The 26847-nt window shown below is 59.9% G+C and carries 23 protein-coding genes and 1 pseudogene; 11 read left to right on the top strand and 13 right to left on the bottom strand.

What is annotated here, in order from left to right; all coding sequences use genetic code 11:
• Positions 1–106 precede the first annotated feature (106 nt).
• The 3 genes and pseudogenes from RTS12_RS07425 to RTS12_RS07415 all read left to right on the top strand — a co-directional run bounded on the left by RTS12_RS07425 (position 107) and on the right by RTS12_RS07415 (position 3953).
• Positions 107–658, top strand: coding sequence for a gamma-glutamylcyclotransferase (locus tag RTS12_RS07425; RefSeq protein ID WP_312526994.1), 552 nt, complete (start codon positions 107–109; stop codon positions 656–658).
• A 297-nt stretch (positions 659–955) separates the two neighbouring features.
• Positions 956–2095, top strand: a pseudogene (locus RTS12_RS07420) (hypothetical protein); the annotation flags it as partial.
• A gap of 403 nt (positions 2096–2498) precedes the next feature.
• Positions 2499–3953 carry a peptidoglycan -binding protein gene (locus tag RTS12_RS07415; protein ID WP_312526992.1) on the top strand — a complete coding sequence of 485 codons (1455 nt, stop codon included), beginning with the start codon at positions 2499–2501 and terminating at the stop codon, positions 3951–3953.
• A gap of 34 nt (positions 3954–3987) precedes the next feature.
• Here the strand turns inward: RTS12_RS07415 and RTS12_RS07410 are convergent, their stop codons facing one another.
• On the bottom strand, positions 3988–4962 hold the full coding sequence (locus RTS12_RS07410) for a glycosyltransferase (RefSeq protein WP_312526990.1): 975 nt from the start codon (positions 4960–4962) through the stop codon (positions 3988–3990).
• A gap of 285 nt (positions 4963–5247) precedes the next feature.
• Between RTS12_RS07410 and RTS12_RS07405 the strand changes: the two genes are divergently transcribed.
• Positions 5248–5847 carry a GntR family transcriptional regulator gene (locus RTS12_RS07405; RefSeq protein ID WP_312526988.1) on the top strand — a complete coding sequence of 200 codons (600 nt, stop codon included), beginning with the start codon at positions 5248–5250 and terminating at the stop codon, positions 5845–5847.
• On the opposite strand, the gene RTS12_RS07400 is transcribed toward RTS12_RS07405, so the two are convergent.
• From RTS12_RS07400 to RTS12_RS07370, 7 genes are all read right to left on the bottom strand, one after another.
• Positions 5844–6605 (bottom strand): biotin synthase, encoded by a 762-nt coding sequence (locus tag RTS12_RS07400; RefSeq protein ID WP_312526986.1) that lies wholly within the window; start codon positions 6603–6605, stop codon positions 5844–5846. The genes RTS12_RS07405 and RTS12_RS07400 overlap by 4 nt on opposite strands.
• The gene (locus tag RTS12_RS07395) at positions 6602–7234 is read right to left on the bottom strand and encodes a pimeloyl-ACP methyl esterase BioG family protein (protein WP_312526984.1); all 633 of its coding nucleotides are present in this window, start codon (positions 7232–7234) and stop codon (positions 6602–6604) included. Before RTS12_RS07395 ends, RTS12_RS07400 begins: the two co-directional genes overlap by 4 nt.
• Positions 7231–8517: an adenosylmethionine--8-amino-7-oxononanoate transaminase gene (bioA, locus tag RTS12_RS07390; RefSeq protein WP_312526982.1), complete on the bottom strand. Its 1287-nt coding sequence runs from the start codon at positions 8515–8517 to the stop codon at positions 7231–7233. Before bioA ends, RTS12_RS07395 begins: the two co-directional genes overlap by 4 nt.
• Complete coding sequence (gene bioD / locus RTS12_RS07385) at positions 8514–9140, bottom strand: dethiobiotin synthase (protein WP_312526980.1); 627 nt, start codon at positions 9138–9140, stop codon at positions 8514–8516. The genes bioA and bioD overlap by 4 nt, the downstream gene beginning before the upstream one ends.
• Positions 9137–10276, bottom strand: a complete 1140-nt coding sequence (locus tag RTS12_RS07380; RefSeq protein WP_312526978.1) for an 8-amino-7-oxononanoate synthase — start codon at positions 10274–10276, stop codon at positions 9137–9139. The genes bioD and RTS12_RS07380 overlap by 4 nt, the downstream gene beginning before the upstream one ends.
• Positions 10273–11286 carry a biotin synthase BioB gene (gene bioB, locus RTS12_RS07375; protein ID WP_312526996.1) on the bottom strand — a complete coding sequence of 338 codons (1014 nt, stop codon included), beginning with the start codon at positions 11284–11286 and terminating at the stop codon, positions 10273–10275. The genes RTS12_RS07380 and bioB overlap by 4 nt, the downstream gene beginning before the upstream one ends.
• A 318-nt stretch (positions 11287–11604) precedes the next feature.
• Complete coding sequence (locus RTS12_RS07370; RefSeq protein WP_312526976.1) at positions 11605–12234, bottom strand: glutathione binding-like protein; 630 nt, start codon at positions 12232–12234, stop codon at positions 11605–11607.
• A 234-nt stretch (positions 12235–12468) separates the two neighbouring features.
• Between RTS12_RS07370 and RTS12_RS07365 the strand changes: the two genes are divergently transcribed.
• From RTS12_RS07365 to RTS12_RS07355, 3 genes are read left to right on the top strand one after another with little or no spacing between them, the layout of a single operon-like run.
• A complete protein-coding gene (locus tag RTS12_RS07365; protein ID WP_312526974.1) occupies positions 12469–13203 on the top strand; it encodes an ABC transporter ATP-binding protein in 735 nt (244 codons plus the stop codon).
• Positions 13178–13798 (top strand): energy-coupling factor transporter transmembrane protein EcfT, encoded by a 621-nt coding sequence (locus tag RTS12_RS07360; protein WP_312526972.1) that lies wholly within the window; start codon positions 13178–13180, stop codon positions 13796–13798. The genes RTS12_RS07365 and RTS12_RS07360 overlap by 26 nt, the downstream gene beginning before the upstream one ends.
• A 1-nt stretch (position 13799) precedes the next feature.
• Positions 13800–14345 (top strand): biotin transporter BioY, encoded by a 546-nt coding sequence (locus RTS12_RS07355; RefSeq protein ID WP_312526970.1) that lies wholly within the window; start codon positions 13800–13802, stop codon positions 14343–14345.
• Positions 14346–14431: 86 nt separating this feature from the next.
• Here the strand turns inward: RTS12_RS07355 and RTS12_RS07350 are convergent, their stop codons facing one another.
• Positions 14432–16237 carry an NAD(P)/FAD-dependent oxidoreductase gene (locus tag RTS12_RS07350; protein ID WP_312526968.1) on the bottom strand — a complete coding sequence of 602 codons (1806 nt, stop codon included), beginning with the start codon at positions 16235–16237 and terminating at the stop codon, positions 14432–14434.
• Positions 16238–16555: 318 nt separating this feature from the next.
• On the opposite strand from RTS12_RS07350, the gene RTS12_RS07345 reads away from it, so the two are divergent.
• Positions 16556–18679, top strand: a complete 2124-nt coding sequence (locus tag RTS12_RS07345; protein WP_312526966.1) for a sigma-54-dependent Fis family transcriptional regulator — start codon at positions 16556–16558, stop codon at positions 18677–18679.
• A 9-nt stretch (positions 18680–18688) separates the two neighbouring features.
• Here RTS12_RS07345 and RTS12_RS07340 read toward each other — a convergent pair whose 3' ends face one another.
• A complete protein-coding gene (locus tag RTS12_RS07340; protein ID WP_312526965.1) occupies positions 18689–19249 on the bottom strand; it encodes a manganese efflux pump MntP family protein in 561 nt (186 codons plus the stop codon).
• A 797-nt stretch (positions 19250–20046) separates the two neighbouring features.
• On the opposite strand from RTS12_RS07340, the gene RTS12_RS07335 reads away from it, so the two are divergent.
• Positions 20047–21696, top strand: coding sequence for an Ig-like domain-containing protein (locus RTS12_RS07335; RefSeq protein ID WP_312526962.1), 1650 nt, complete (start codon positions 20047–20049; stop codon positions 21694–21696).
• A gap of 158 nt (positions 21697–21854) precedes the next feature.
• Here RTS12_RS07335 and RTS12_RS07330 read toward each other — a convergent pair whose 3' ends face one another.
• Together RTS12_RS07330 and RTS12_RS07325 are read right to left on the bottom strand one after the other, a co-directional pair.
• Entirely contained in the window at positions 21855–22487 is a 633-nt protein-coding gene (locus RTS12_RS07330; protein ID WP_312526960.1) for a DUF3885 domain-containing protein, read from the bottom strand.
• 366 nt (positions 22488–22853) lie between these two features.
• Positions 22854–23654, bottom strand: coding sequence for a DUF3800 domain-containing protein (locus RTS12_RS07325; protein WP_312526958.1), 801 nt, complete (start codon positions 23652–23654; stop codon positions 22854–22856).
• A 257-nt stretch (positions 23655–23911) separates the two neighbouring features.
• Between RTS12_RS07325 and RTS12_RS07320 the strand changes: the two genes are divergently transcribed.
• Both RTS12_RS07320 and RTS12_RS07315 read left to right on the top strand, forming a co-directional pair.
• Positions 23912–24664: an SDR family oxidoreductase gene (locus RTS12_RS07320; RefSeq protein WP_312526956.1), complete on the top strand. Its 753-nt coding sequence runs from the start codon at positions 23912–23914 to the stop codon at positions 24662–24664.
• 787 nt (positions 24665–25451) lie between these two features.
• The gene (locus tag RTS12_RS07315) at positions 25452–25964 is read left to right on the top strand and encodes an AmiS/UreI family transporter (protein ID WP_312526954.1); all 513 of its coding nucleotides are present in this window, start codon (positions 25452–25454) and stop codon (positions 25962–25964) included.
• Positions 25965–26035: 71 nt separating this feature from the next.
• Here RTS12_RS07315 and efeO read toward each other — a convergent pair whose 3' ends face one another.
• Positions 26036–26845, bottom strand: a complete 810-nt coding sequence (efeO, locus tag RTS12_RS07310) for an iron uptake system protein EfeO (RefSeq protein WP_312526953.1) — start codon at positions 26843–26845, stop codon at positions 26036–26038.
• Positions 26846–26847: the final 2 nt, after the last annotated feature.

Here is a 26847-nt window from a genome sequence, read left to right as displayed (position 1 = left end):
ATTCGCATCATTCCTGCCTCGTACGGGTCGCCCACCTTGGAAGGTTACCATTCCTGACTTAACTTTAGCGGTAAGGATAGATGGCGCAGATGGAGTTCACCTGAAGGTGCAGAAAGAACCCGAATTCTGGGTCTTTGCCTATGGCTCGTTGATGTGGGATCCCGGCTTTCCTGTCGCGGAATGCGTGACCGCGCGCATCGATGGATTTGTTCGGCGCTTTTGCATGCAATCCGTCGTCTATCGCGGCACACAAGAGCGCCCCGGCCTGGTCCTTGCGCTGGACGAGGATAAGGGGGGGCATTGCACCGGGCTTGCACTGCGGGTTGCGGCGCAAGATTGGCCTCAGACGCTGCATGATATGCGCCAACGTGAGTTGGCGACCAATGCTTACCGCGAGGATGTGCGTGGCGTGCTTCTTGCTGACGGGCGGCGGGTGCAGGCTGTGACCTATGTCATGCGGCGCGAGCATGACCAATATGTGGGGGATGTCAGCCTGGCCGAACAGGCCCGCATCATCGCCTCGGCTGTGGGTGGGCGCGGTCCGAATGCTGATTATCTGTTCAACACCACACACCATTTGTCCCAGATCGGGCTAGAGGATCTGATGCTAGAGGATCTGGCCCGACAGGTCCGCCAGCTGCTGAGTGCGTCGCATTAGTCAACTCGGGGTCATCCCTTAGGTGCATCAGGAATGCCGCCGGACCGCGCGGCATTTGCCTCGAGGCGATAGGATTGCTTGGCAACCGCCCTATACCTTTCTAGTGTTTCACAAAGATTACCAAAACAGGGCAAGATGATGTCTGACGCTGATACCCGCGGACCCGGCTTGCCGGGCAGCACCCAGACCGCAGCTCAGGCGCCTGACCGCAAGATCCGCGCGATTCGTGGCAGCACCGGGCGACCCATTGGTGCAGGCGAGCCGCCGCAATTCTCGCAGCCCGTGCGCCAGATCGTGATGATGCTGATCGTGCTGGCCTTGGTCGCGGCGGGGGGCTGGTTCGCCTATGGCCGGATCGTGTCGATCTTCACCGCGAACCGGGTGCTGAATGGCATCATCGTGATGGTTTTCGCGCTGGGCGTGCTGACGTGCTTTTGGCAAGTGGCCCAGCTGGTCAATTCCGTCAGTTGGATCGAAAGATTTGCCGCCCGCAGGCGCAATGCCCTAGAGAGCGGCGTGCCGGTTGAAAGTGCCGAGGCGCCGCATCACGCACCGCGATTGCTGGCCCCTTTGGCGGCCCTTTTGGGCAGCGGGGGCGCTTTGGGCGGGATCATTTCGACCGCTTCGGCGCGTTCGATCCTGGATTCCGTCGCCGCTCGCATCGATGAAGCGCGCGACATCACGCGCTATCTGTCGAACCTGCTGATCTTTCTGGGGCTTTTGGGCACCTTTTATGGCCTTGCCACTACGGTCCCGGCGGTCGTGGAGACAATTCGTGCCCTGAACCCCCAAGAAGGCGAAACCGGGCTTCAGCTTTTTGACAAGCTGATGCAGGGCCTTGAGGGGCAATTGGGCGGCATGGCCACCGCCTTTTCCAGCTCGCTTTTGGGGCTTGCCGGCTCATTGGTGGTCGGCCTGCTCGAACTTTTTGCAAGCCACGGCCAGAACCGCTTTTATCGCGAGCTGGAAGAGTGGATGTCGGGCTTTACCCGTCTTGGCCTTTCTGGCGCGGATGGCGAGGGCCTGGATCAGGCCGTGATCGCGGGCTTTATGGATCACCTCAGCGGGCAGATGGCGGATCTGCATGAGTTTTATCTGAACCGTGACGCCTCGCGCGAGGAACAAACCACCGCGGCGGATGCGCGCCTTTTGGGCGTAAGCCAAACGATCGAGGCGCTGGCCGGGCAGATCCTGTCCCAAGGGCAGGCCGTTCGCAAGCAGGCCGAAATCACGGGCGCGGCGCTGTCGCGCATGGTCGAGGGGCACGAGCGGCTCAGCGATGGTCACGGACGGCTGGCCGAAAGCAATGACCGTTTGGCAGCGGTTTTGCACGATGGCAGCGAGAGCCAGACCAAAGAGACGCGGGAACTGCAGGCCATCTTGCTACGTCTGGCCGATGGGCAGCAGCAACTGAGCCAACAGATCGCAACCGCAAGCCAGATGGCGACCAGCGAGGGGCAGGGACGCCACGGCGCGATGATCCGCATGGCCGATGGTCAGGACCGATTGACAGCACATTTCCTGACCCGCGATGAAACCGGGAAATTGTCCGCCGACATGACGGCTCAGGCTCTGGCCCGCCTTGCCGAGGGGCAAGAGCGCCTGATCGCGCTTTCCACGCGCGAGGTCGTTGTCACGGCGCCCTCGCAGCCCGCCTCTGGGGTCAACTCCGAGGTCGATGAGACCGCGCTGCGCGAGGCGCAGATGCGACTGCGCTCGATCGACAACCAGCTTGCCAAAATGGCCGAAGAAATGGCCGCGACCCGCGCCGATATGATCGCTGATCTGCGCGGCGATATGGCCGCGTTGACCCGCGCAATTCGCAAATTGGGGCAGGGCGATGAGGCTTAGTCGCAACAATAATGCGCGCTTTGCCAGCAATATCTGGCCCGGCTATGTCGATGCGGTCACGACGCTTTTGATGGTGATCATGTTTGCACTGACCATTGTGATGGTGGTGCAGGCGGTTTTGCGCGAAACCATTACCGATCAGGGCAGCCAGCTGGATAAGTTGGGCGCGGAAATCGCGACCCTAAGCGGGGCGCTTTCGACCTCGCAGGGGCGTGCCGATACGCTTGAGCGCGACCTTGCCTCAGAGCGCGATCGTCTGGCTGCCGAGCAGGAACGCCTGGCCGCCGAACAAGAGCGTCTTGCCCAGTCCGAGCGTAACCTTGGGGCGGCTCGCAGCGAGATCGACAGCCAGCACGAGGCCGCGCGATTGGCGGCCGCACGCCGCGAAGCCATCGAGGCGCTTTTGGCGGATCTGCGCCGCACGCAAGGCGAAACGGTGGCGGATCTGACCAAGGTTCGCGGTGCCTTAAGCGAGGCCGAGGCCGCGCGTCTGGCCGATGCGGCCGCGGCCAAATTGTTGCAAGACAAACTTGCCAGCTCGCAGGCCGAGCTGACGGCCATGACCCTGGATCTGGAGGCGCAGCGCCAAAAGGCCGAGGAAACCCTGACGCTTTTGGCTGCGGCCGAGGCAGCCAAGGGCGATTTATCGGGCAAGCTGGATCAACAGATGAGCGAGGCCGAGAAACAGGCGGCTCTTCTTGCTTTGGCCCAACAAAAGCTGACCGAGCAGAAAGATCTGTCCAGCGAAGATCAGCGGCGTCTGGCGCTTTTGAACCAGCAGGTTGCGGCTTTGGGCGTTCAACTTGGCAGCCTTCAGGCGGTGCTGGATGCGGCGGGAGAGGATAAAAAGCAATCCGAACTCAAGATTGAAAACCTGGGTGAGCAGCTGAATGTCGCGCTGCTTCGCGCCGCCGAGGAAGAAAAGAAACGCAACCAGCTGGAACGGCAGGCCCGTGAAAAGGCCGAGGCCGAGGCCGCCGATTTGTCGCGCTACCGCTCTGAGTTTTTCGGGCGGCTGTCGCAAATCCTGCAGGGCCGTCAGGGCGTTCGCGTGGTCGGAGACCGCTTTGTCTTTTCCTCCGAAGTGCTTTTCCCGACGGGCGAGGCAACGCTTTCGGACGCGGGGCGCGAGCAGATCCGAAATGTCACCCAGATGCTGGGCCAGATCTCTTCGGAAATCCCGCCCGAGATCGACTGGATCATCCGTGTCGATGGTCACACTGATAGCCAACCGCTGTCGGGGCAGGGGCGCTATCGGGACAATTGGGAATTAAGTCAGGCACGCGCGCTGGCCGTGGTGCGCTATATGACCGATGATCTGGGCTTCCCGGCCAATCGTCTGGCCGCGACCGGCTTTGGTGATACCCGCCCCGTGGCCAGTGGCGACAGCGATGAGGCACGCGCCCAAAACCGCCGCATCGAACTGAAATTGACCGAGCGCTAAAGCAGAGGGCCAACCATCGCAGGTGGTTGGTCCTTTAGCTGATATGGGGGTCCACCAAAGTGTATTCGTCCGCAAACCGCGACAGATAGCGCAGCATCTGCCCGGATGCGCGCCATTGCCGAAACAGCGCTGCGCGCAAGGCAGGGGCAGTGGTCCAATGACGGCGCTCGGGCTGATCAACGGGGCTTCCCAGGGGGAAATGTGCCTCGATCACATCACTGAATGCACGCCGCATACGCATGGGCACAACCCCGATTGAGCTGTTCAGCCAGGGCTTGCGCGTGCCGATGAAGTGAATCAGGCAAGGGTCGGCCATCGTGGTCAGATGCGATGAGGCAGAGGTGAACTGCCAGTTCCACAGCGGGCTGATCTCGGCCCAATCGCCTTTTAGCATCCCGTTCATCAATGCCTGATCGCGCCCCAGCCCTGCCAGATGTGCGCGCGCAAAGACACTGGCACGCTGGGGCAGGTCTTGTTCGGCGAATGCCTCGGTGTCGATCATCACGACACCTGCATTGAAATAAGGATGGGCGGGCTCGCCTAGTTTGCGAAACTCGGCCACTTTGCGGCCGGGAGTGCGCCACTGGCGATTGTCGCGCACGGCCGCCACGGCATGACCCAGCATATCGGCCGACAAAAGCCGGGCCAGATCGCCGCGTTCGTACAAAATGTCGGCATCTATCACCAGAATACGGCGATAGATCCCGCGCAGCGCCGTGCCCAAAAACAGCTCCATATAGGTCGCAAGCGAGCGTCGGGCATCCAGCGGCAGCGCGTCCAGCAGGGCGTGATCCTTGGCCGAAACATGACCGATCCCTGCATTCGCCAGGCTTTGGGGCAGCTCGATCGCCTCGGGGCCGCCAATCAGCACGTCATAGTGCCGATTGCTTTGCGCGGCCATTTGCAGCGCAGGCGTCGCCGCATAGGGCAGGTAATTGGCATCACATGCGACAATCACCGCAAGATCGGATGACGGTTTGAACTGGGATGAGAAAATCGGCGGCTGCATATTTCAGTTAAATAGATGCAGGTCTCGTGGTGTAAATCCAGAATTAACCACAACCACGAGGAGCAGTTTTTCTGATTGGCCGGATCGGCGAAATTTGGCCTTTTCTGTGCATTAATCGGCTAAAAATGGCCTATTTCTGGCTTTGTCGGTCAAAATTCATGACGGGTCGGGAACTAAATTCAAGCGATGATTTGACGCAATTTCAAGGGAGTGCCCACCCCATGCTTGCCCGTCTGATCGCTATGGCCTAACCAGATAGCAAAATCCCGAATAGGGCGATGATCGATGCCGGACAAATCCTCTGATACCCTGACCGAGGCACTGGTGCTGAAGATTTTGCACGGTGAATTGCAGCCGGGTGAAAAGCTGCGTCAGGACCATATCGCCCGGGATTACGGCATGAGTCATGTTCCCGTGCGCGAGGCGCTTTTGCGGCTGGAGGCCAAGGGGCTGGCGATCAGCCGCCCGCGTCAGGGCATGCGCGTAGCCCCCCTTGATGGCGAGGCGCAGCGCGAACTGCGGGTCATGCGCCAAGCGCTAGAGCCGGTGGCCTTGGCCCATTCGGTCCCAAATCTGAGCGTGGACCAGATCGCCGCAGCCGAGGCTTTGCGTCAAAAATGCGACGAGGCCGATGACATTCTGACATGGGAGGCGCTGAACCGCGAATTCCATCTGGCCACTATTGTTGCCTGTGGCATGGCGCGGCTGATCGACGAGGTGGCAAGTCTGCAAATGCTTGCCGCCCGACACATGCTGAACCATTACCGCACGCGTTGGAAAAAGCGCGTTGATCTGGACCATCGCGCGATCATGGCCGCGATCCATAAGCGCGATGCTGGGGCGGCGGCCAAGGTCTTGGAACGCCACCTGACGCGGCTGGGCTAAAGGCGACGGGCGATCATCCAGACGGGATTCCAGCTTAGGCCGACCCCGCCTGATGGGGTGGCAAAGCGATGCTGATATTGGTTGCAAAATTGTGCTAGATCGCGCCGCGTCCAGCCTTTTTTGGCCAATCCGTTGACGCCAGTCAGGCGCAAATGGGCAAGCATTGCCTGTGGGCTGGCGAAACTCTGCACGCGTTCGGCCATGGCGCAATCATGGATCTGCCAGCCGTCGGGCAGCGCTTGGGCCAATGTGGCTGCATCCATCAGCGCGGGCGCGCAGGCATCTGGGCCGGTCAGGCTGACAATCTGGTGAAACTGCCGCGGCCCAAAGCCCGAAACCGCAAGCCACCCGCCGGGGCGCACATTGGCGCAAAGTCTGCTCAGGGCTTGGGCGGGTCCGGCGAGCCATTGGATCGTCGAGGCGGAGGCCACCAGATCCAGCCCGGTTGGGATTATGGCCCTTTCGATCGGGCCGGGTAGCAGCTGGGAATTGCCGCGCAGATCATCGGGCAGGGGATGGGGGGCAAGGTCGTTCAACCACAGCTCTGATATGGAAAATCGGGCATGCAGGGCGCGGCTGAAATGATAGCTGCCTGCGCCAAATTCCAGAACCCGCCCAAAGTCTCGCGGTCCCGCGCAGCTCTGCAGGCGTCGTGCCAGCATCCGCGCAATCACTCGCTGCGGTCTTGCGCTGGCGTCATAGCTTGCACGGTGGCGGTGAAAGCTGCGGGCGATGCGATCAAGCTCATCCGCGCTCATGCCAGAACCTCGGACCAATGCTGCCAAAGCGAAAATGGCGTATGCCCGGCCTTTAGCCAGGTGATCGGCAGGTGTTGGTCCTGCCAGCCAAGCGCAAGTGCCGCGGGCGGAAAAATGCGATCACCTTGTCCCAGCCAGATGCGGTCAAAGCCGGGCGAAGGTGCTGGACCGCGCGTCAGGACCGCCCGCAATTCGGCGCGAAGGGCACTGACATCGGGGGCGGTTGGCGCAGGCGCGCCGGCGCGTTTGCAAAATCGGCGCAGGTTCTCAAGATCAAGCTGATCGGCGGTGGCGCGCACCAGTTCGGGGGGGATGCCACGCTGTTCGTGGCAGGGATCAAGCGTGCCGTTGATGGCGATTTTGCGCGTGAACGGGTTGGGCCGATCTTTGGCGGTTTGCTCGGCCAGCCAATGGCCCGCGGCGGCCACGCCAAAGCTGTGAGCGATCAGATCGCAGCGCGCATAGGCACCACATTCTGACAGGTCATGATCCAAAAGACGCCAATCCTCGACAAAAAGGACGTCCTCAGCGCCGGTCAGATGGGCAAAGGGGGCTGGTCCAAGCGCCCAGCCGCCAAAGATCACGATCAGCCGGTCCGCCTCACGGTGTTGCAGCCACTGCGTTCTCATGGCGCGACGCTTGCTTGTGTCAGCATTGCTGCGGTGATCTGCGACAGCTCGGCCTTAGAGGTGATATAGGGTGGCATGGTATAAAGAAGGCGTCCAAAGGGGCGCAAATAGACCCCGCTTTGCAGCGCCGATGCATGAACGCGGGCCATATCAAGCGGCGCCTTCATCTCGATCACGCCGATCGCGCCCAGAATGCGCAGATCGGCCACACCGGGCAGATCGCGCGCTGGTGCCAGTTCGTCGCGCAGCTGGGCCTCGATCGCGGCGATTTGCGCGGGCCATTGGTTTTGTGCGATCAGGTCAAGACTGGCGCAAGCGGCAGCGCAGGCCAGTGGATTGGCCATGAAGGTCGGGCCATGCATGAAGATCCCCGGACTGGCCGAGGCAATGGCCTGCGCCACCTCGGCCGTCGCAACGGTTGCTGCAAAGGTGATATGGCCCCCCGTCAGCGCCTTGCCCAGGCAAAGTATGTCTGGTGTGATCCCCGCATGATCCATCGCGAAAAGGCGACCCGTGCGGCCAAAGCCCGTCGCGATCTCGTCCAAGATCAGCATGACCCCATAGTGATCGCAAATTGCGCGCGCGCCTTGCAGATAGGCGGGATGGTAAAAGCGCATCCCGCCCGCGCCTTGGACCACCGGCTCTAGGATCAATGCGGCGATTTTCTGGGCATGGCGCGCGAAAAGCTGGTCGAGATCAGCCAGACCGTTCAGATTTGGATCTGCGGGCCAGGGTGCGCCAAAGGCCACAGGGGGCGCTGGCAAAAAGTACTCGGCCTTCAGGGCCGCGCCGAAATGGCCGTGCATTCCCGACACCGGATCGCACAGGCTCATCGCCTTCCAGGTATCGCCATGATAGCCGCCACGCAGCGCGGCAAAGCTGGTGCGATCAAGATGGCCCCGCGCGATCTGAGCCTGCAAAGCCATTTTCAGGGCAACCTCGACCGCGACCGAGCCGCTATCGGCATAAAAGATGCGGTCCAGCCCTTGGGGCAACATCGCGACCAGACGTTGGCCCAGCTCGATTGCGGGGCGATGGGTGAGCCCGCCGAACATGACATGGGGCATACGTGCCAGCTGATCATGCATGGCAGTGGTAATTGCGGGATGGCGATGGCCATGGACCGCGCACCACCACGAGGACATGGCATCAATCATCCGGCCCCCATCCGCACGTTGCAACCAGACCCCCTCAGCCGCGCTGATCTCGTGGACGGGACCGGGGGTGATGGGGCTGTCATAGGGGTGCCACAGATGGGCGCGGTCAAAGTCGATCGCGCTCATGGTGCCAAGGCCTGCCGGATCGCGGCCAGATCTATGCCTGTAAAGGCCTGCGCCAAGGTCTGGGCGTTGATCTGCTCCAACGGGGGGATTGTGCCAAGGTTACGGGTCTGGCCCAAACGGGTGATGATTTCGGGGCTGTCGCCATGAGCGGGGCCGATATAGGCCACCCCGATCAGGTTCAGCCCGCGTGCGCGCATGACCTCGATCGACATCAGGGTGTGGTTGATCGTGCCGAGGGCCGTGCGCGCGCATAAGATCACGGGCGCTTGCCATGCGACCATCTGATCGGCGTAAAGCAGCCCCTCATCAAGCGGCACCATCAGCCCGCCCGCCCCTTCGATGATCAGGGGGCCGCTATGATGGGGAATAGCCAGCCCTTCGGGGCGGATGCGGGCACCTTCGGCCATGGCTGCCAGATGGGGCGACGCGGGCAGGGCAAAGCGATAGGCCTCGGCAAGGGTGGGCCTGCCGGTGAGCCGGGCCACGGTCTGGCTGTCGGTTTCCTCGTCAAGCCCGGATTGGATGGGTTTCCAATAGGTCGCGTCAAGCGCCTGGGTCAGGCCTGCGCTGAAAATGGTTTTGCCGATGCCGGTATCGGTTCCGGTGACAATGATCGCGCTCATGTCAGCTCCTGAAGGCGGGATAATGTGGTGAAAAGCTCGGTGATGTCGTCGCTGCTGACGCCCCCCGAGATCGAGATCCGCAGCCTTGCCGCGCCTTTCGGAACGGTGGGCGGGCGGATGGCACGCAGATCAAAGCCGGCTTCGCGCAGCTGCGCGCTAAGTTGCAAGGCGCGCTGATCGCAGCCAACCGGAAAGGGCAGGATCTGGCTGCCACTTGGGCTGAGACCGCAAATGCGCACCGCCTGCTCATTGGCATGTTCGCGCAAGGCGGTTGCGCGCGCCATCAACTGGGGCTGATCTTGCAGCGCACGCAGCGCGGCACGCACAACACCCGCCATCAGCGGCGAAGGTGCGGTTGCATAGATAAAGGGGCGCGCGCGATTGATCAGCGTATCAATGACCAACCTGTCTGCCGTGATCAGCGCACCGCTTGCACCAAGCGCCTTGCCGCAGGTGTGCAATGAGATCAGCGCAAGATCTGCAATCTGGTACAGCGCATACCCAAGCCCGCGGCCATCTGGCCCATAAAGGCCAGTTGCATGGGCCTCATCGACGATCAGGACCGCGTCGAATTCGGTGGCGATACGGGCAAAATCGACAAGGGGGGCAAAGTCCCCCTCCATCGAATAAAGGCTTTCGACGGCAATCCAAAGCCTGCCCTTGGCGCCAGAGTGACGCCATGCCAGCGCAGCCTCGCGCAGCGATTGGGGGCAATTGTGACGAAAGGGGCGGGCGGTGGCGCGGCCCAGGCGGATACCGTCATGGCTGCTGGCATGCACCAGGGCATCATGCAAGACCAGATCGCCCGCCCGTGGCAGGCATGACAGGATCGCCAGATTGGCCTGAAAGCCTCCGCCCAGAAACAGCGCGGCTTGCGTTCCGAAAAAGCGCGCGGCCTCTGCCTCAAGGGCCTCGTGCTCACCATGATTGCCGCGCAATAGCCGCGATGCCCCAGCCCCCAGGGGTAAGCCGCGCGCCAGCCCGTCACGTGCCGCATCGGCCAGCAGCGCCGAGCCCGCCAGACCAAGATAATCATTCGAGGCAAAATCGCGCCCGGCAGGGCAGGAAAGCGCGCGCAGCCTTGCGCGCTGTTCCAAGGCCTCAAGCCCGGATGCCAGGCCGGGGAAATGGCTCATGGGGTGACCTGACTATGCAGGGCGTGCATTTTCAGATCAGGGGGTGCTGCAGGTGCCTTTGGCGGCGCACTTGCCTGGCTATGCAGGCCAAGGCGGGCGAACAACTGGGCGTCACGGTCTTCTTCGGGGTTGTCGGCCGTCAACAGCGTATCGCCCACAAAGATCGAATTGGCCCCGGCGAAAAAGCACAAAGCCTGCATTTCATCGCTCATCTTGCTGCGCCCGGCTGAAAGGCGCAGATGCGATTGAGGCATCAGAATGCGCGCCAGCGCAACCGTGCGCACGAATTCAAATGGGTCGAGCGGGGACACATCGGCCAGCGGCGTATCCGCCATCGGCATCAGCATGTTAAGCGGCACCGATTGCGGCGGCTGGGGCAGGTTTGCCAAGGTGACCAGCATGGAAATGCGGTCCTGCGCCGTTTCGCCCATGCCCAGAATGCCGCCCGAGCAGACGTTGATGCCCGCATCCCGGACATGTTCCAGCGTTTCCAGGCGATCTGCAAAGCTGCGGGTCGAGATGATCGTCGGATAATAGGCCTCGGATGTATCGACATTGTGGTTGTAGTAATCCAGCCCGGCCGCGCGCAGCGCATGGGCTTGCTCGGCGTCCAGCATGCCAAGCGTCATGCAGGTTTCCATGCCAAGCGCCTTGACCCCCGCGACCATCGCTACAATCGCCGCCATGTCGCGATCCTTGGGCGAGCGCCATGCCGCGCCCATGCAATAGCGGGTCGCACCTTGCGCCTTGGCCTTGCGGGCCTCGGCGATCACGCGCTCGATCTCGAGCAGTTTCGAGGCCGACAGCTTCGCGCCATTGCGGGCAGATTGCGAACAATAGGCGCAATCCTCGGGGCAGCCGCCTGTCTTGATTGAAAGCAATTTCGAGCGCTGGACGTAGTTTGGGTCGAAATGCGCAAGGTGAACCACATGGGCCTGATGAAGCAGTTCCATGAAGGGTAAATTATAGATTATTTTTGCGCTGACATGATCCAAATTACTGCCCTCGATCTTGGTTTGTTAGAATCGGTTGCAGATTGTCTATAAAATGACTGCGATAGGTGGAATCAAAATCAGGCGTTTACATAATAATAGATAAAAATGTGTGAAAACACATCCGAAAGCTGCCCATGTCAGCTATCGCATGGCGCTTGGCGAAAATGTGGGGGGACGCTGGGCTTGAGCGGTCGTTTTGGGCTTGGCCAAGGGGGAGGTGCGGTCTTGGCTCAAGACGGCCTTGCGAAGTGACGCCCGTTTGGGCGGATCAGGCGGGAAAAAGGCAAAGCAAAGAAAGCGGGGGCCAGTCTGGCCCCCGAAAGTGATGCAAATTCAGGCAGAGGCTTCGCTGGCCAAGACCTTTTGCACCGCCGGATCTGCCGAAAGGCGATCAACAAGGGCTTGCAGATTGGGCCAGCGCGCCAGCCCTTCGGGCAGAACCTGAGCGCCCCAGCGCAGCATCGGGAAAGCATAGGCATCAACGTAAGAGCGCTTGCCCTTGCCTTCGCCCACCATCCACTCACGCCCCGCCAGATGATCGTTCAGCACATCAAGCTTCTTGGCGACCATGATCTTTGCGGCCTCGACGACCTCGGCTTTGGCTTCTTCGCTGGGATCGGTGGTGAAGCGGCCCGACATGAAGACCGGCCAGAACGAGCAATGCAGATCGCTGGTCATGAAGGCCGCCCATTTATGGGTCTCGGCCTTTTCGCGCGGGGATTGCCCGCCGCCCAGATCGGCCTCGGGGTGTTGGCTGGCGATGTAATCAAGGATCGCCGAGGCCTGCGTCAGATGCCAGCCGTCATCCTCGGCGATGGCGGGGACAGCGCCCGTGGGGTTGACGGCAAGAATTTCGGGCGAGCCGATGCGAACCTTCACAGCCTTGTAAGGCGCGCCGACCCATTCCAGCACGATATGTGGCGCCAAAGAGCAGGCACCGGGCGAGTAAAAGAGCGTGATCATCTATGTCTCCTTGAAGCGGCCGGGTTGCGGCCTGTGCGAACTTTACAAAACCCAGCGCGGCAGCACCATGATTGTTCCCAAGGGGGCCGCGCGGGTTACGCGCCTGGGCGTAACCACGCCGCTCTTGGCGCGGGCGCTTGGCGGGCGGTTGGGTGCATGGGGCAGCAATTGCGGGATACTCGGCCCCTGAAACTGGCTTTTGCATCTGGCATCTGGGGCGGCTAAGGCTGCGGCATGAGCATGACAAGCGACGATTCCCTGATCTTTGACAGCGCCCAGCTAGAGGTGGATGGCCGCTGCTTGCTTGGCCCGATCAGCCTTGCCATCACCGAGGCGCGTGTGGCGGTGATTGGTCGCAATGGCGCTGGAAAGACCACGTTCTTGCGGCTTGCGGCGGGTTTGCTTGCGCCAAGCTTGGGCAAGGTGCGGGTGGCGGGGATTGATCCGGCGAGCGATCGCAAGGCGATGCTGTCGCGTATCGGTATTCTGTTTCAAAATCCCGATCATCAGATCATCTTCCCCACTGTCTTTGAAGAGCTGGCCTTTGGGCTGCGTCAGCAGGGGCTTGGCAAGGCCGAGGCAAGCAAACAGGTGCGTGACCACCTTTCGGCGATCGGGCGCAAGGATTGGCAGGATCGGCTGATCCACAATCTCAGCCATGGCCAAAAGCAATGGATTTGCCTTGAGGCGATCTTGATGATGGCCCCGCATACGATTTTGCTGGATGAACCTTTTGCGGCGCTGGATCTTCCGACGCGGATACGGCTGGCGCGTCGCCTGAAGGGGTTGAAGCAGCGGTTGATCACCATCACCCATGACCCGCTGCATGCCGAAAGCGCTGATCGCGTGATCTGGCTAGAGGCCGGACAAGTCGCCATGGATGGGTCCCCGCAACAGGTCTTGCCCGCTTTTCATGACGCCATGACCCAGATCGGGGCACGCGATGCTGACGCTGACCCATCCGCGTAAGACCCCCGCACATCGGTGGCCGGCGGCGGTCAAACTGGTCGTGCTGGCGCTGGCAAGCATTGCGATCTTTCGCCTGTCCCCGCTGGGGCTTGGTCTGGCCGCACTTGGCCTGATCGCGCTTTACGCCGCATTGGGGCGCGATCTTTTGTGGGCGGGGTTGCGCGCGCTTTGGCCGTTATGGCCCTTTGTCCTGATCCTGGGGATCTGGCATGGGTTTTTTGGCGATTGGCAGGGCGGCCTTGGCCTGATTGGGCGTATGTTGCTGGCGGTGGGTGCTGCCAATCTTGTCACGCTGACAACCCCCATCGCCGAAATGATCGCGCTTTTCGAGGGGATGCTTGGCCCTTTGCGCCTGCTTGGGCTTAATCCGCGCGCGGTTGCGCTGTCCATGGCGCTGGTGATCCGATTTGCCCCGGTTTTGCTGCAAAAGCAGCAGGCTTTGGCGCTGGCCTGGCGGGCACGTTCGCCAAAGCGCGCAGGCTGGCGGCTGGCCTTGCCTTTGACCCTTGCCGCATTGGACGAAGCCGATCATGTTGCAGAAGCTTTGCGGGCAAGAGGCGGGGTCATGCCCGCGCGCCAGACAGAAGGAAAATAGAATGGAACGCAGCCTTGCCCATATCGCCTTGTTTGCGGCGCTGATTGCCGTCTTGGGGCTGATGCCGCGGATCGATCTGATCTCGGGGGTGCCGATCACCTTGCAGACCTTTGGCGTCATGCTGGCCGGTACGGTTCTGGGCGCGAGACGCGGATTTTTGGCGGTCTTGCTGTTTGTGGTCTTGGGGCTTGCGGGATTGCCGATCTTTTCTGGCGGGCGCGGCGGGCTTGGTGTTCTGGCCGGGCCGACGATGGGCTATATTCTGGGCTTTCCTGTCGCGGCTTTCGTCGCAGGCTGGGTCGTCGAACATTGGCGCCGCGCGCCCATCAGCATCGCAGCTGTCGCGGGGGCGGTCCTAGGGCCGATGCTGTTGCTATCGGTGACCGGCGCGGCGGGGATGGCCTATATTCTGGGCAAAACCTTTCCCGAGGCCTATGCGCTGACCTTGCCGTTCCTGGCGGGCGACGCGATCAAGGCGGTTTTGGCGGGGCTGGTGACACAAACTATCAGCCGCCTGCGTCCCAGCGTGGTCAGCTCGCGCGCCTGATCCGGGAGATCTGGGGGGCTGGGGATTGCTATTACGATTGGGGCCGGGAAGCGCATCCGCTTCTCGGCCCTTTTTCATGTTCTGCGCTAGCGAAGGTGATGGGGGGCTTGCAGCCCGTAGACCTGGGTTGCGATCCCCTCGGCCCGTGCCTTCAGTTGCAGGGACAGATAGCGCGAATAATGGCGCGATTGGTGCAGGTTGCCGCCATGAAACCACAGGCCCTCTTGCTGGGTGGGTTTCCACATATTGCGCTGCTCTCCCTCCCAAGGGCCGGGGTCTTTGGTGGTGCCAGAGCCCAGCCCCCAGCATTTTCCGACCTTATCGGCGACCTCCTGACTGATCAGATCAGCGGCCCAGCCATTCATCGAGCCATAGCCCGTGGCATAGACAACCAGATCAGCGGGCAGTTCGGTGCCATCTGAAAGCACCACCGAATGTTCCGTCAGCCTTTCGACATCGACGCCCGATTTCAACTTGATCGAGCCGTCGATGATCAGATCACAGGCCCCCACATCGATGTAATAGCCCGAGCCGCGGCGCAGGTATTTCATGAACAGCCCGCTGTCATCATCGCCGAAGTCCAGCATAAAGCCCGCGCCCTCAAGCGCCTTGTAGAAATCGGCGTCCCTTTCGCGGATCTTGTTATAAATCGGCACCTGAAAATCAGCCATGATCGCATAGGGCAGTGAGGCAAAGATCATATCCGCCTTGTCGGTGGTGATGCCGTTTGCCAGGGCCTTTTCCGAGTAGAGATCACCCAATCCGATATCCATCAGGCTGTCGGATTTGACGATATGGGTCGATGAGCGCTGGATCATGGTTACATCGGCCCCCCCCTCCCAAAGTGCGGCGCAGATGTCATGGGCTGAATTGTTCGCCCCGATCACCACGACCTTTTTGCCCTGATAGGCATCGGGGCCGGGGTGTTGGCTGGAATGCTGCTGCTCGCCCTTGAAAATATCCTGACCCGGAAAGGTCGGTACATTGGCCTTGCCGGACATGCCCGTGGCCAGCACCAATTGTTTGGGATGCAGGGTGATCTCGCGGCCATCACGCTCGACCACGACGGACCATTCGCCTTTGGCCGCGTCATATTCCGCCGATTTCGCTGTGGTCGAGGACCAATAATTCAGCTCCATCACCTTGGTATACATCTCTAGCCAGTCCCCGACCTTGTCCTTGGGGGCAAAGACCGGCCAATTGTCAGGGAAGGGAATATAGGGCAGGTGGTCGTACCAAACCGGATCGTGCAGGCAAAGCGACTTATAACGGTTGCGCCATTGATCGCCGGGCCGGGGATGCTTGTCGACGATGATCGCAGAGACACCCAATTGGCGCAGCCGCGCGCCAAGCGCGATCCCGCCCTGACCACCGCCGATCACCAGCACATAGGGCTGAGTTTCAAAGCCCAGGCTGGCGGCCTCATCCTCGCGCTTTTCCTTCCAGGTGCGGCGGTTCGGATCATGGCCATGTTCGGCGCCCATGGGGCGGCGCAGACCGCGCGGCTCTTCGTGGCCCTTCAGCTCGTGCAAAGTGGTCAGAAGCGTCCAGATCTTGCCATTCTTGGTGCGGATATGCCCCACGCCCCGTCCTGTGGCGGTTTCAAGGGTCAGCCAGCCTTCGGTCACACCATCGGCAAAGGTCACGCTTTCGCGCGGATCAAGGGCGATCGATTGGGGGATGATATGGCCAAGCTGGGCCTTTGCCATATCGCGGATCTGCGCCGGGCCCTCTAGGGTTTTGAGGTTCCAGGTAAAGGCTGCCAGATCACGCCAATAGGCATCATCCAGAAACAGACCCGCCACGCGCGCGGGGTCTTGCGCCACCAATGCGTCCTGAAGCTGGGAAACCAGCGTTTCCAATTCGGTTCGGAACGGGGTGTGATCAAGCATATATCCTCCAGATCTGCTCAAGGGGGCAGCAAGCGGGGCTCCTCTTCCCCGAATGCCGTCCGGTTTGTCCGTCTTGGGCCGAATGCCAAGCCCATCAGGGAACCATGCTGCTTGCATGGGGCGACGCCCCCAAAGCGAAAACTTTCGATCGCGCGAAATCAATGACTTGCGGGATTTGAGTGTTGCACAAGACGCCACAGTCGCGCCTCGCGCATCGCTGGTTCCGGCTCGGATCCAAGACCAAGGCATGCCTTAACGAAAAGGCGCTTTGCGCTGGCATATCGGCAAGTTAACCTTTGCCCGCAGAGAGGATGCGTCATGTCGGGCGACAGCCACCATATTCGCGAAATCGAAGATGTCTCGCGCAGGCAAGAGCGCAGCCAGCAGCGCGATCCGAACCTTAACCCGCGCGATGACCGCGCCAGGGGCGCTTTGTCGGGGGCGGGAACTGCCGCCTTGGGCGGGCGCGATCCGATTGTCATTGAAAGCTGGCTGCGCTGTTTGAACCTGCACGGTTTGGATCCCAGCCAGCGCGCTGGTGCCCATATCGTCACGGATGCCGAGCTGCGCGAACATCGCCAGCGTGCTGAAAAGCTGGTGCGGATCATCCGATCGGGTTTCGAGCAGCTTTACGCTTGGGTCGCGGGCCAGAACTATGTTCTGATGCTGTCGGATCGCACCGGCGTCACGGTCGAATATCTGGGTGACGAGGCGCAAAAGGCGGCATTGCGCAAAAGTGGGCTTTATCTGGGGGCTGAATGGTCCGAGGCGCGTGCCGGCACCTGCGCATTGGGTGCCTGCCTTGAAACCGGCGAGGCGCTGATCATTCATCAGACCGATCATTTCGACGTCACCCATGCGGCGCTGTCATGCACGGCAGCGCCGATCTATGACACGCAGGGCGGGCTGGTGGCAGCGGTCGATATCTCGCTGCTTTCATCGCCCCAGCCGCGTGCCAGCCAATCCCTTGCGCTTAATCTGGTGACACAGGCTGCGCGGCGGATGGAAATGGCCAATATCATGGCCGAAAGCCGCCGCGAATGGGTTTTGCGGCTGGCAGGCAGCCCCGACTTTCTGGATGTCGATCCCGAAGCGGCGCTTTCGCTGGACGGCGCGGGGCGCATCATCGGTGCGACGCATGGGGCCATGCGGATTCTGGCGCGGGCGGATGCCCTCAGCTGGCGGCGGCCGGAACAGATTATCGGGCGCCCGGTTTCTGACTTTTTGAACATCCGCATCGATCGGCTGGACGATCTGACGCGGGAGCGTGCGGCGATGGAACGGCTGATTGAAACGCGCGATGGCCATCGCCTTTACGCCCATGCAATCGAGCCGCGCCCATTGGCGCTGCCGCGCCGTCAAAGCGGGCTGCCATCACCCGCCGCCGCAGCGCTGCCCAAGGCCTTGCTTGGACTTGCAGGCCAGGATCAACACATCTCTGCCTTGCTTGCCCGTGCGGCCGAGCTTGCATCCTCTCGCCTGCCGATCCTTGTCACCGGGGCAAGCGGCACGGGCAAGCTGACGCTTGCGCGCAAGATCCATGAGCTATCGGGCCGCGGCCCGCTGTTGGTGCTTGAGGCGGGTGATCTGGGCGATGCCAATGCCGATGCGCAGCTGCTGGGGCGTATGGCAGCCCGCCAAAATCAGCCCGGTCTTTTGTCCGAATTGCAGGGCGGCACGCTGATCTTGCGAAACGTCGAGGACGTGCCGATACGGTTGCAGATGCGTCTTTCGCGGCTTTTGGCCGAAGGGGGCTATGTGCCGCTTGGCGGGTTGCGGCCTGTGCCGCTGGATCTGAGGGTGATCGCCACCAGCCAGCTGTCTTCGTCTCAGCTTGAGGCAAGGGTTCGGGCAGGCCAGATCGGGGCTGATCACAGGCCTGATCACCGGGAAGATTATGGCGCCAATCAAGGGGCCGAAATCGCGGGGTCGGGCTCGCACGCAGGAAAGGGGCCCCGCGCAGCAGGCGATCCGCGCGTGAGCCTAGATCCGCGCGGGGGCGCAGCTCTGCGCGCGGATTTCTATTACCGCCTGTGCGGGGCGATCTTGGCGCTGCCGCCCCTTTGCGAAAGACAAGATTTGTTGTGGCTGGCCGAAGGCATGATCAATCAGGCTGCCGGTCGCCGGATCGAGATCGCACCCGAATTGCTGCGCGCGCTTAGCCAGCGCCCATGGTCAGGCAATCTGCGCGAGCTGGGCTTTGTTACCCGCCGTCTTGCAGCATCGGCGGTCAATGGGGCGCTCAGCCTAGAGGCTGGATTAGGCATTCTGGGAACTGACCCGACGCAACCTCGCGCGACATCCGAGGCCATGGCATTGGCGCAGATGCTGGCCTTGTCTGGCGGAAATATCTCGCTTTGCGCAAGGCGGTTGGGGGTCGATCGCTCGACCATCCATCGCCGGATGCGTCGTTTCGGGCTTGAAGGGGCAGGGGGCGGCTGATCGGGCGGCTTAGCCCATGCTGAGATGCTCGATCAGGATGGTCGTGCCAAAAACGATCAGGGCCAACCCGCCAAACACTTCGACGATCCGGCCAAGGCGATTGCCCAAAAACCGCCCGGCAAGGACGCCCGTCGTGCTCATGGTCATGGTGGCCAATCCAATCGCCAGCGCGATCAAAAGGATATTCACATCCAGAAAGGCCAGGGACACACCCACCACCATCGCATCGATCGAGGTGCCGATCGCGGTTGCGATCAGCGCCCAAAGCGAGCCGCGCCCTTGGGGTGCATCGTCATGGGCGCGCAGTGCCTGCAATACCATGCGCAACCCGACCGCGCCCAAAAGCGTAAAGGCAATCCAATGGTCGAATGCCTGCACATATTGGCTGGCCGCGACCCCCAAGGCCCAACCAATCAGCGGCGTCAGGGCCTCGATCACGCCAAAAAGCACGCCCGTGCGCAGCGCATGCGAAAAGTTCGGGCGTTTGGCCGTAGCACCTTGCCCAAGCGAGGCAACAAAGGCGTCAACAGACATGCTGACGGCAAGAAAACCGATTGCAATCGGTGACATCGGAACACTCCTTGGGCTTCGGGGCGACGGACGGACCCCGCCCGCAGGGTCCTGACGCCACGGTCTTGCAAGGCCCTAAGGCTGGACGCGCCACGCAGGATGGGCCTGCGAGTGTGTTGACGCGGCCCCGCATTGCTGCGGTCGCTACTCCCCGATGCGGCTGACATAGCGCCAATATAGGGAGTGTCAATGAAAACAATGACTTGTAGTTGAGACGCATGTGCATCTGGCGGTTTTCGTCTTGCTGCGATGCAGCGGAAGTGACTGGTTTTATTGCCTTTGCTGTGGGCTGTGGACGGCTGTCGCGCCGCGATTGAGGTCCAGAAAAATATCCTATCGGCCGCAATGGCGTTGGTTTTGCGCGGCAAGATTTGCTTTCAGAACAGCGCTGCCACCATTTCCCGGCTCTTGATCGCAAGCATCGGTAAAGCCCACGCGCAAATCCGGCAAAGTTCGATTGCTGGCAGTCGGTCGGGGCATGGTGCAAGCCCATCTGGGGGCGAAAAGCCAAATCAGATGGCGCAGCATCAGCAGCGTCGATTTAGGCCCTAAGCGGGGCATTCGAGCCCGCACAGACAGCTGGTTTTAACCGCGAGCCGCTTGGGTGATGGGGATGCGCAAGATCGCAAACATGCAGAAGGGTGAACTGTTTTGATAATTTTCCCGCATATGTTGCATTACTGCAATATCGCCAACATGGAAGGTGAGCTAATTGAGCAAATCTAATATGCTCAATAGATTCGTCTGGGGATTTGCAAGCTGATCCCCTGCGGACATCTCCCAGTTTAGGTGACAAATTGCCTGATACCACACCCCCCCTTCCTCCTAGCGCCAATATAAATGCCGCGGGAAATCAGATTACCGGCACCAGCGAGCCTGGTGCTGACATCACGATCTTGAATGCAGACAGCGTGGTTATTGCCCGCGGCGTTTGCGATGCCGACGGCAATTTTACCATTGAATTGAACCCACCGATTATTGACGGCTCGGTTGTTGGCGTCGAGGCGACGGATGCTGCCGGGAACACGTCGCCCACCACCTATACGAATTCGTCGGACTTCGTTGCACCCGATGCACCACGGGACGTGCAGATGGCCCCCCTCGGGGAAACACTCACAGGAAAAGCAGAGCCCGGATCAAACATCGAGGTCAAGGACGCGGCCGGGTCTGTGATCGGAATCGGCACAACGAATCAGGATGGAAACTTCTCGGTCACCCTGTCTCCGCCGATGGCCAACGGAGAAGCTGTCTACGTGACCGCGACGGATGCCGCCGGAAACCAATCCCCGTCTGCCATGATCATCACCCCGGACAATACCGCGCCGGATGCCCCCACCGATCTCAATGTCGGTAACGATGGCACCATCGTGAGCGGCTTGGCAGAGCCCAATTCCCGGATCGAAATCCGAGATCCGAACGGAAACACGATCGGAACCGGCGCCACCGATGCGAGCGGACATTTCGTGGTCACGCTTTCTTCTCCGATGAAAAACGGAGAAAACCTTTCCGTGACCGCGACGGATTCTTCCGGAAACCGGTCTTTCCCTTCCCCGGCCACCGCCCCCGACATTACCGCTCCGGATGCGCCCAGCAATCTTGTCGTCAATCCCGAAGGTGTCGTGCTGACCGGGCATGCAGAGCCCAATTCCACGATCGAAGTCAGAGATGCGGAAGGACGCTATATCGGCATTGGCATCACCGATCCGAACGGCAATTTTTCGATCACACTCGATAAACCGTATACAAGCGGCGAACGGCTCACGGTCACGGCGATGGATCCCGCGGGCAATACCAGCCCCTCCAGTAACGTTACCGCGCCGACAATCGACGTGCCCTGCTTCGTGCACGGCACGCTGATCGCGACAGAGCACGGCCAGCGTCCGATCGAAGACCTTTGCCCCGGTGATTTGGTGCTGACCCGCGACCACGGACTGCAGCCTGTTCGCTGGATCGGATCGCGCCGGCTGGATGCGGCGTCGCTGCAAGGCAAAAACGATCTGCGTCCGATCCGCATTCGCGCCAATGCAATCGGACCGTCCTTGCCCTCCAAGGATCTGCTCGTCTCGCCGCAGCACCGCATTCTGGTGCGCTCGAAGATTGCGCAACGCATGTTCGGCACGATCGAGGTTCTGGTCGCGGCCAAGCAGCTTTTGCCGCTGGACGGGGTCGAAATTGCCGATGATCTGGTCGATGTCGAATATTTCCATCTGCTCTTCGACCAGCATGAAATCCTGTTCTCGAACGGCGCCGAGACGGAATCCCTGTTTACCGGCCCCGAGGCGATGAAGGCGATCGGCGCAGCGGCCCGCGCCGAGATCTATGAGCTTTTCCCGATGCTTGAGCATGATCTGACGGAAAAGCCCCCGGCCCGCCAATTCCTCTCGGCCCCGCAGGCGCGCAAACTGGCCGATCGCCATTTGGCCAAGTCCCGCTCGCTGACGATGTAAGAAAGCAGCCCCCGTCACCAAAAGAGGCGGGGGCGTTCCAGGCCTTTCGGGCAGGCTTGAAGGCATGTTCACCTGTCTGGGCTGGGCGTCTGAACCCCGCATCCTCGGCCCTTTGACGCTATCGTGGAAGCCGGCGTGTAGATCGGCCGTTCGGGCGTCTAGCTGTCCTTGATGGTAGAGGACGAGAAGGTCGCGTCCATCCGATCCCGGCCATAGTCCAGCAGCCAATCATTGAAGCGCTCATAACAGGGGCGCAGTGTTTGCGGCTCAACTGCAATCACGTCCATGCCTCGGTCATCATAGATATGGACAACAAGGCCGCGCTCGGGGTCCGCGATGTAGCTTTTGGCGATCGAGGAGAAGCGCGGGCCTATTCCCATTTCCTCGGCAACCGCCGCCCATATAAAGGGCAAAATCTGATCTGCTTGGTTGGGCAGTTGCAGCGAGCACAGGAAGCGATAACATCCCGCCTCCAAATCCCAGCACTCGGCTAAATCTGCGGTTTCGATACGATCGATGCCTGAAATTATGCCCGAAAAATTCGTAGATCTAAGCGCTTTTTGTAATTTCGGCGGAGGATCGGTTTGACCGTGACGACTGTAAAAGGGAACGGCAACTGTCAGATCGCTACTCTTTGAGAAAACGAACGAGGTTATGGCTCGGGCACGATCCATCGCCTGGATGAAGCGGACTGGCCCCATCTCGTGGGGATAACCCAGCTCAAATCTTAAAGAAAATGGGGAGTTGTAAAAAAGCGGGTGATGGAAATCTTTCCAGCCGAAATATTGCAATATTCTTTGCATTAACTGGAAACTCCGGGTGATAATTCCAAGAAATGATCAGCCACCTATCTGAAATCGACAATGCACGATTCATTGTGGAGGGATCAAGGCAAGATGATCGGCTGCTGACACTCAGCACGACCATCATCTTGCGTCATTCCCCCCCTAATCACCCAGCTTCACGGAAATCATCATGGCGAATTTCAGCTTTGCGGGACGGAGCGGCCGTTCGTTCTCGCACGCAACCGATGAGGCAAACGCCATGATACGGCGCAAGCTGTTCTTGAACATTAAACGATTTTGGACTATGTAGGGGGCAGTAAAGGGATGGTCTAACCGTCCGTTCATTGGCGAGCCTTGGCTCGCCAATGAATTTTATAGCCCTTCGTGAAACACGTCATATTTGCCGATTTCACAGGTCGTTCCAGAACAAAAGTGAAGTTTTTCAAGCAGCGCCTCGATGGCATGTTGATCGGTCTGTGACCGTTGACCAGTTGCATGAAGATAGTGATTGCCGATCGGTCGGGCTGTGAGATCGGCGATCTGAAGGCCAGACGAGTTGCTTTTCTTATCCATCAGTTCAAGCCGAAAATTTGAGTAGTCACGGGTTGCCACAGGAGCCAAGAGTGATCCTTGCACCGACACCTGCTTGTAGGCTTTGCTGAGCGCGGCATCATCTTCGCGGCCACGGGCTTCAAACACGATGTGCAGAACCTTCGCCAGTTCATTCGGGTCGTGGATTTTCAGATAGGTCTCAATCTGACGGAACCCCCTTGAAAGGGAGATATGATATGGATCGTAAGACTTGTGCCATTCGGGCACTTTCGGCTTGTCTATCACAACGCAGAAACAGCGAAACTTCGTGTCACGCATGAGTTGCGTCAGCTCATCCATAAAAGCACGTCTCCGATCACCTTGGAGCCCTTCGTACTTCGAGCGAACGGCTGGATCTTTGATCTTGTCGGATTTCCGCAAATCGCGTTCATGCAGAACGATGTTGTCGCAGCCCCAATATTTGAATTTCAAACGGTTGAAACGCGGGATCAGCTCATCGATGTAGTAATCTTTCTCGAACATGCAGAAGTTGAGGCAGAGCAATGGATACTCTGGCGCAGCTGTCCAATTGGAGTGACCGCTCTCGTCGACATAGATGACGTACTTGCTGAACTCGGACATCGATCACAACCCGCGGCAATTTATCGAATTTTACAAAGAGATATCCATTCTGTCCAACAAGGTTTGCGTCTCCTAACCCAATTGTACGACCGCATCGGGCCCCTTGCGTCAGTCATGATGTTGGTTGTGATCGGCGCTGCTGGTGCAAGTCGAATTTAGATGATGATACTGCTGAATTTCAGCAATCGGCGGATTGAGCCCAGTGCGGGTGTTGAATTTGGCTACACTGCGCATTGGAAGAATGAGGAGAGATGACGATGAGCCAGACTGCAACCACTCGCGAGGTTGCCTTGGTAACTGGCTCGACCTCGGGCATAGGGGCCGCCATTGCGCGTCGACTAGTCTGCGAGGGCCTGTTCGTCGTTCTGCACTCAGGTCGATCACCTGAAAAAGGCGCTGCGCTTGCTGCGGAGCTTGGTTTCGCGACCTACATTCAGGCCGACCTCTCTCAGGAAGCAGAGAGAGTTAGGCTTATCTCCGAGGCAGTCGCCATAACCGGAAGGCTGGATGTTCTGGTTAACAATGCAGGGATCAGCGGCTTGATCCCGCATAACAATCTTTTGGCTGCAAATCCTGACATCTGGCGCATGCAGTATGAGGTCAACGTCATCGCTCCATTTCAGCTTGTCGCGCTGAGCGAAAAGCACCTGCGTGCCTCGGCGCAGAGAAATGGCAGAGCTTGCGTCATCAACATCAGCTCTCATGCCGGGGTGCGGCCAAAAGGCGGATCAATCCCTTACGCGGCGACGAAGGCCGCGCTGAACCATGTCACGCGACTTCTGGCACGGACGCTGGGGCCTGAGATCAGAGTGAACGCTGTCGCGCCAGGTCTGGTTGACACGCCGCTGACAGCTGACTGGACCGAGGCGCAAGAGTTGTGGAAAGCGCAATCTCCAATGAAAAGGGCGGCTCGGCCAGAGGATATTGCTCAAGCAGTCACGATGTTAATCAGGACGGATTACATCACGGGAGAAATCCTGCTGTTGGATGGTGGCTTGAACCTAACTTAGGATACCGTGGGCCATTCATTCGTGGCGAGCGAACGCAATGTCGCGCAGCGCGAATATTTGCATCTTGCGCGTGGCGAGTGCCTGATAGGGGGGATTAAAACTCTGCTCACTAACTTCCCGGATAATCTGAGACCGTTGTCCTCCATCTTGCCAAAAGGCGGCAGCGCGCGTCTTGGAATGGACATCGTCTATGCTGCAACGGGCAATTTTATAATCAGCTGTGCCGATGGGGCACGACAGCATTGTTGCTGCGAGTTTTGTCCAAGCTGCGGGCACATTCGGCGACCTGGATCGATCCTTTTCTCTATGACGAAGAGGGCTGAACCTGGTGGACATATGGAAACAGACTTTGTGCTTGATCGATTTTTTCTCGCACGGTTTGGGGTAATCGGTCGATTATCAGGGCAACACCACCACATTGCCCCGAATGCGGCAAAATTTGCGGTGACGGCGCGCACAAGGTGAGACTGCAAAAGGGGGGGGCTGACTAAGGTTCTGCGATGGCACTGGTAGGGCTCGGGATGACCGCAATCCCCTAAGCTTGCGGGTTTTCCGCTGCCTCGTGCCGGGGGCACTTGGGGTAAAGAACGGCGCGCAGTAAGATCCGTTGACAGATGCGCGGATTTGCCCAATAGGCGGGTTTGGCTGGTCCCTTCGGCGACACCATGTCCGGTCTGGACGGTCGGTCGAAAAGTCTCGTGGTTGCAGAGGCAATCTGCATCTATGCGCGAAGCTCCTGTCCTCAACACGTTTTTGCCCTTCGGGTCATTTTTCAGGAGTCTGCACGATGCTGACCGGCTTCGTCCTTTTCTATGTTGGCGCGGTTCTTTGCCTTAACGGCCTATGGCTGATGGGCAAGATCGAGGATCGCGAGATTGTCGTAATCAATATCGTCTCGGGTTTGGTCTCGGCGGCGGTGGTTCTGCACGATGCCTTTGGTGCTGCGGCCGGTGCGGGCAGCATTCGCAATGCGGCCCTGACGCTGCTCTTTTGCACCACATATCTTTGGGTGGCCTATAATCGCTGGTCGGGCGTGGATGGCCGCGGGCTGGGCTGGTTCAGCCTGTTCGTCGCCATCACGACGGTCCCGGTTTTCCTGCGTGCCTTTGCCGAGGCGGGCAGCGCAACCGATCTGTGGCTGGCAGCCAATTGGGTCGTGTGGTGCGTTTTGTGGTTCATGTATTTCCTGCTTTTGGCGCTCGGGCGGCCAATTCAGCGGCAGACCGCATGGGTGACGCTTTTTGCCGGCGTCTTTACAGGATGGCTGCCGGGCTTTTTGCTGCTGGACGGCCTGATCTAAGCGGCATTGCCAGAGATGAAAAAAGGCCCGAGATCATCTCGGGCCTTTTGTCTTTCGCGGGGCGACGGGTCTTAATCAAGGCCCAGTTTGGCGCGCAAGGTTGACAGATCCTCGGCCAGGGTATTCACGCCCGTGGCCAGGACCAGCCGATCCTCTTCGGTCAGCTTGTCGTAAGAGACATAGCCTTCGCCCTCTTTGTACTTGTCCAAGGTCACGTCGATGGTTTTGAAGTTCTCATCGACTTTCTTCAGGAAATCAGCTTCTTTTTCGGCGATCAGCGGGCGGGTCAGCTCGACGATTTTATAGGCGCCGTCGAAATTGCCGCGGAAATCCCACAGATCGGTGTGGCTGTAACGATCCTCTTCGCCCGAGATTTTCGTGGCTGCGACCTCTTCCATTAAAACTGCCGCGCCGCCGACGACGACTTCGGGGGGGAAGGTCAGACCGGCGATCCGACCCTGCAGTTCTTTGACATCCGACAGCAGTTTATCGGCAACCGGGCCAAGCTCATCGGTGGATTTCTGGTCCCAAAGCCCATATTCGATGCGGTGAAAACCGGGGAATTTGGGATCTTTCTCGGCCAGCTCATAGTCATCAGCCCGGCTATCGATGGAAACATCAAGATCCGAGAACAATTCGGCAATCGGCTCGATGCGCTCATAGCTTAGCCGGGTTGGGGCGAATAAAGCCTTGGCCTTTTCGATGTCGCCCGCTTTGACGGCATCGGTGAATGCGGTGGTGTCTTCGACCAATTGGTCAAGGTTTTCCGAGACATACAGTTTATATTCGGCAATGGGGCCGACCAGATCAAGGCTGGGCTCTTGAGCCAGGGCAAAAGTCGGCGCCAGCAGGCAGGCACATGTAAGAAGCAGTTGTTTCATGT

Origin of the sequence: Paracoccus sp. (in: a-proteobacteria) (assembly GCF_032007265.1) — a bacterium.
Lineage (GTDB): Bacteria > Pseudomonadota > Alphaproteobacteria > Rhodobacterales > Rhodobacteraceae > Paracoccus.
Note: the sequence above shows the minus strand (reverse complement) of the source record. Positions and strands in the feature narration are given on the sequence as shown.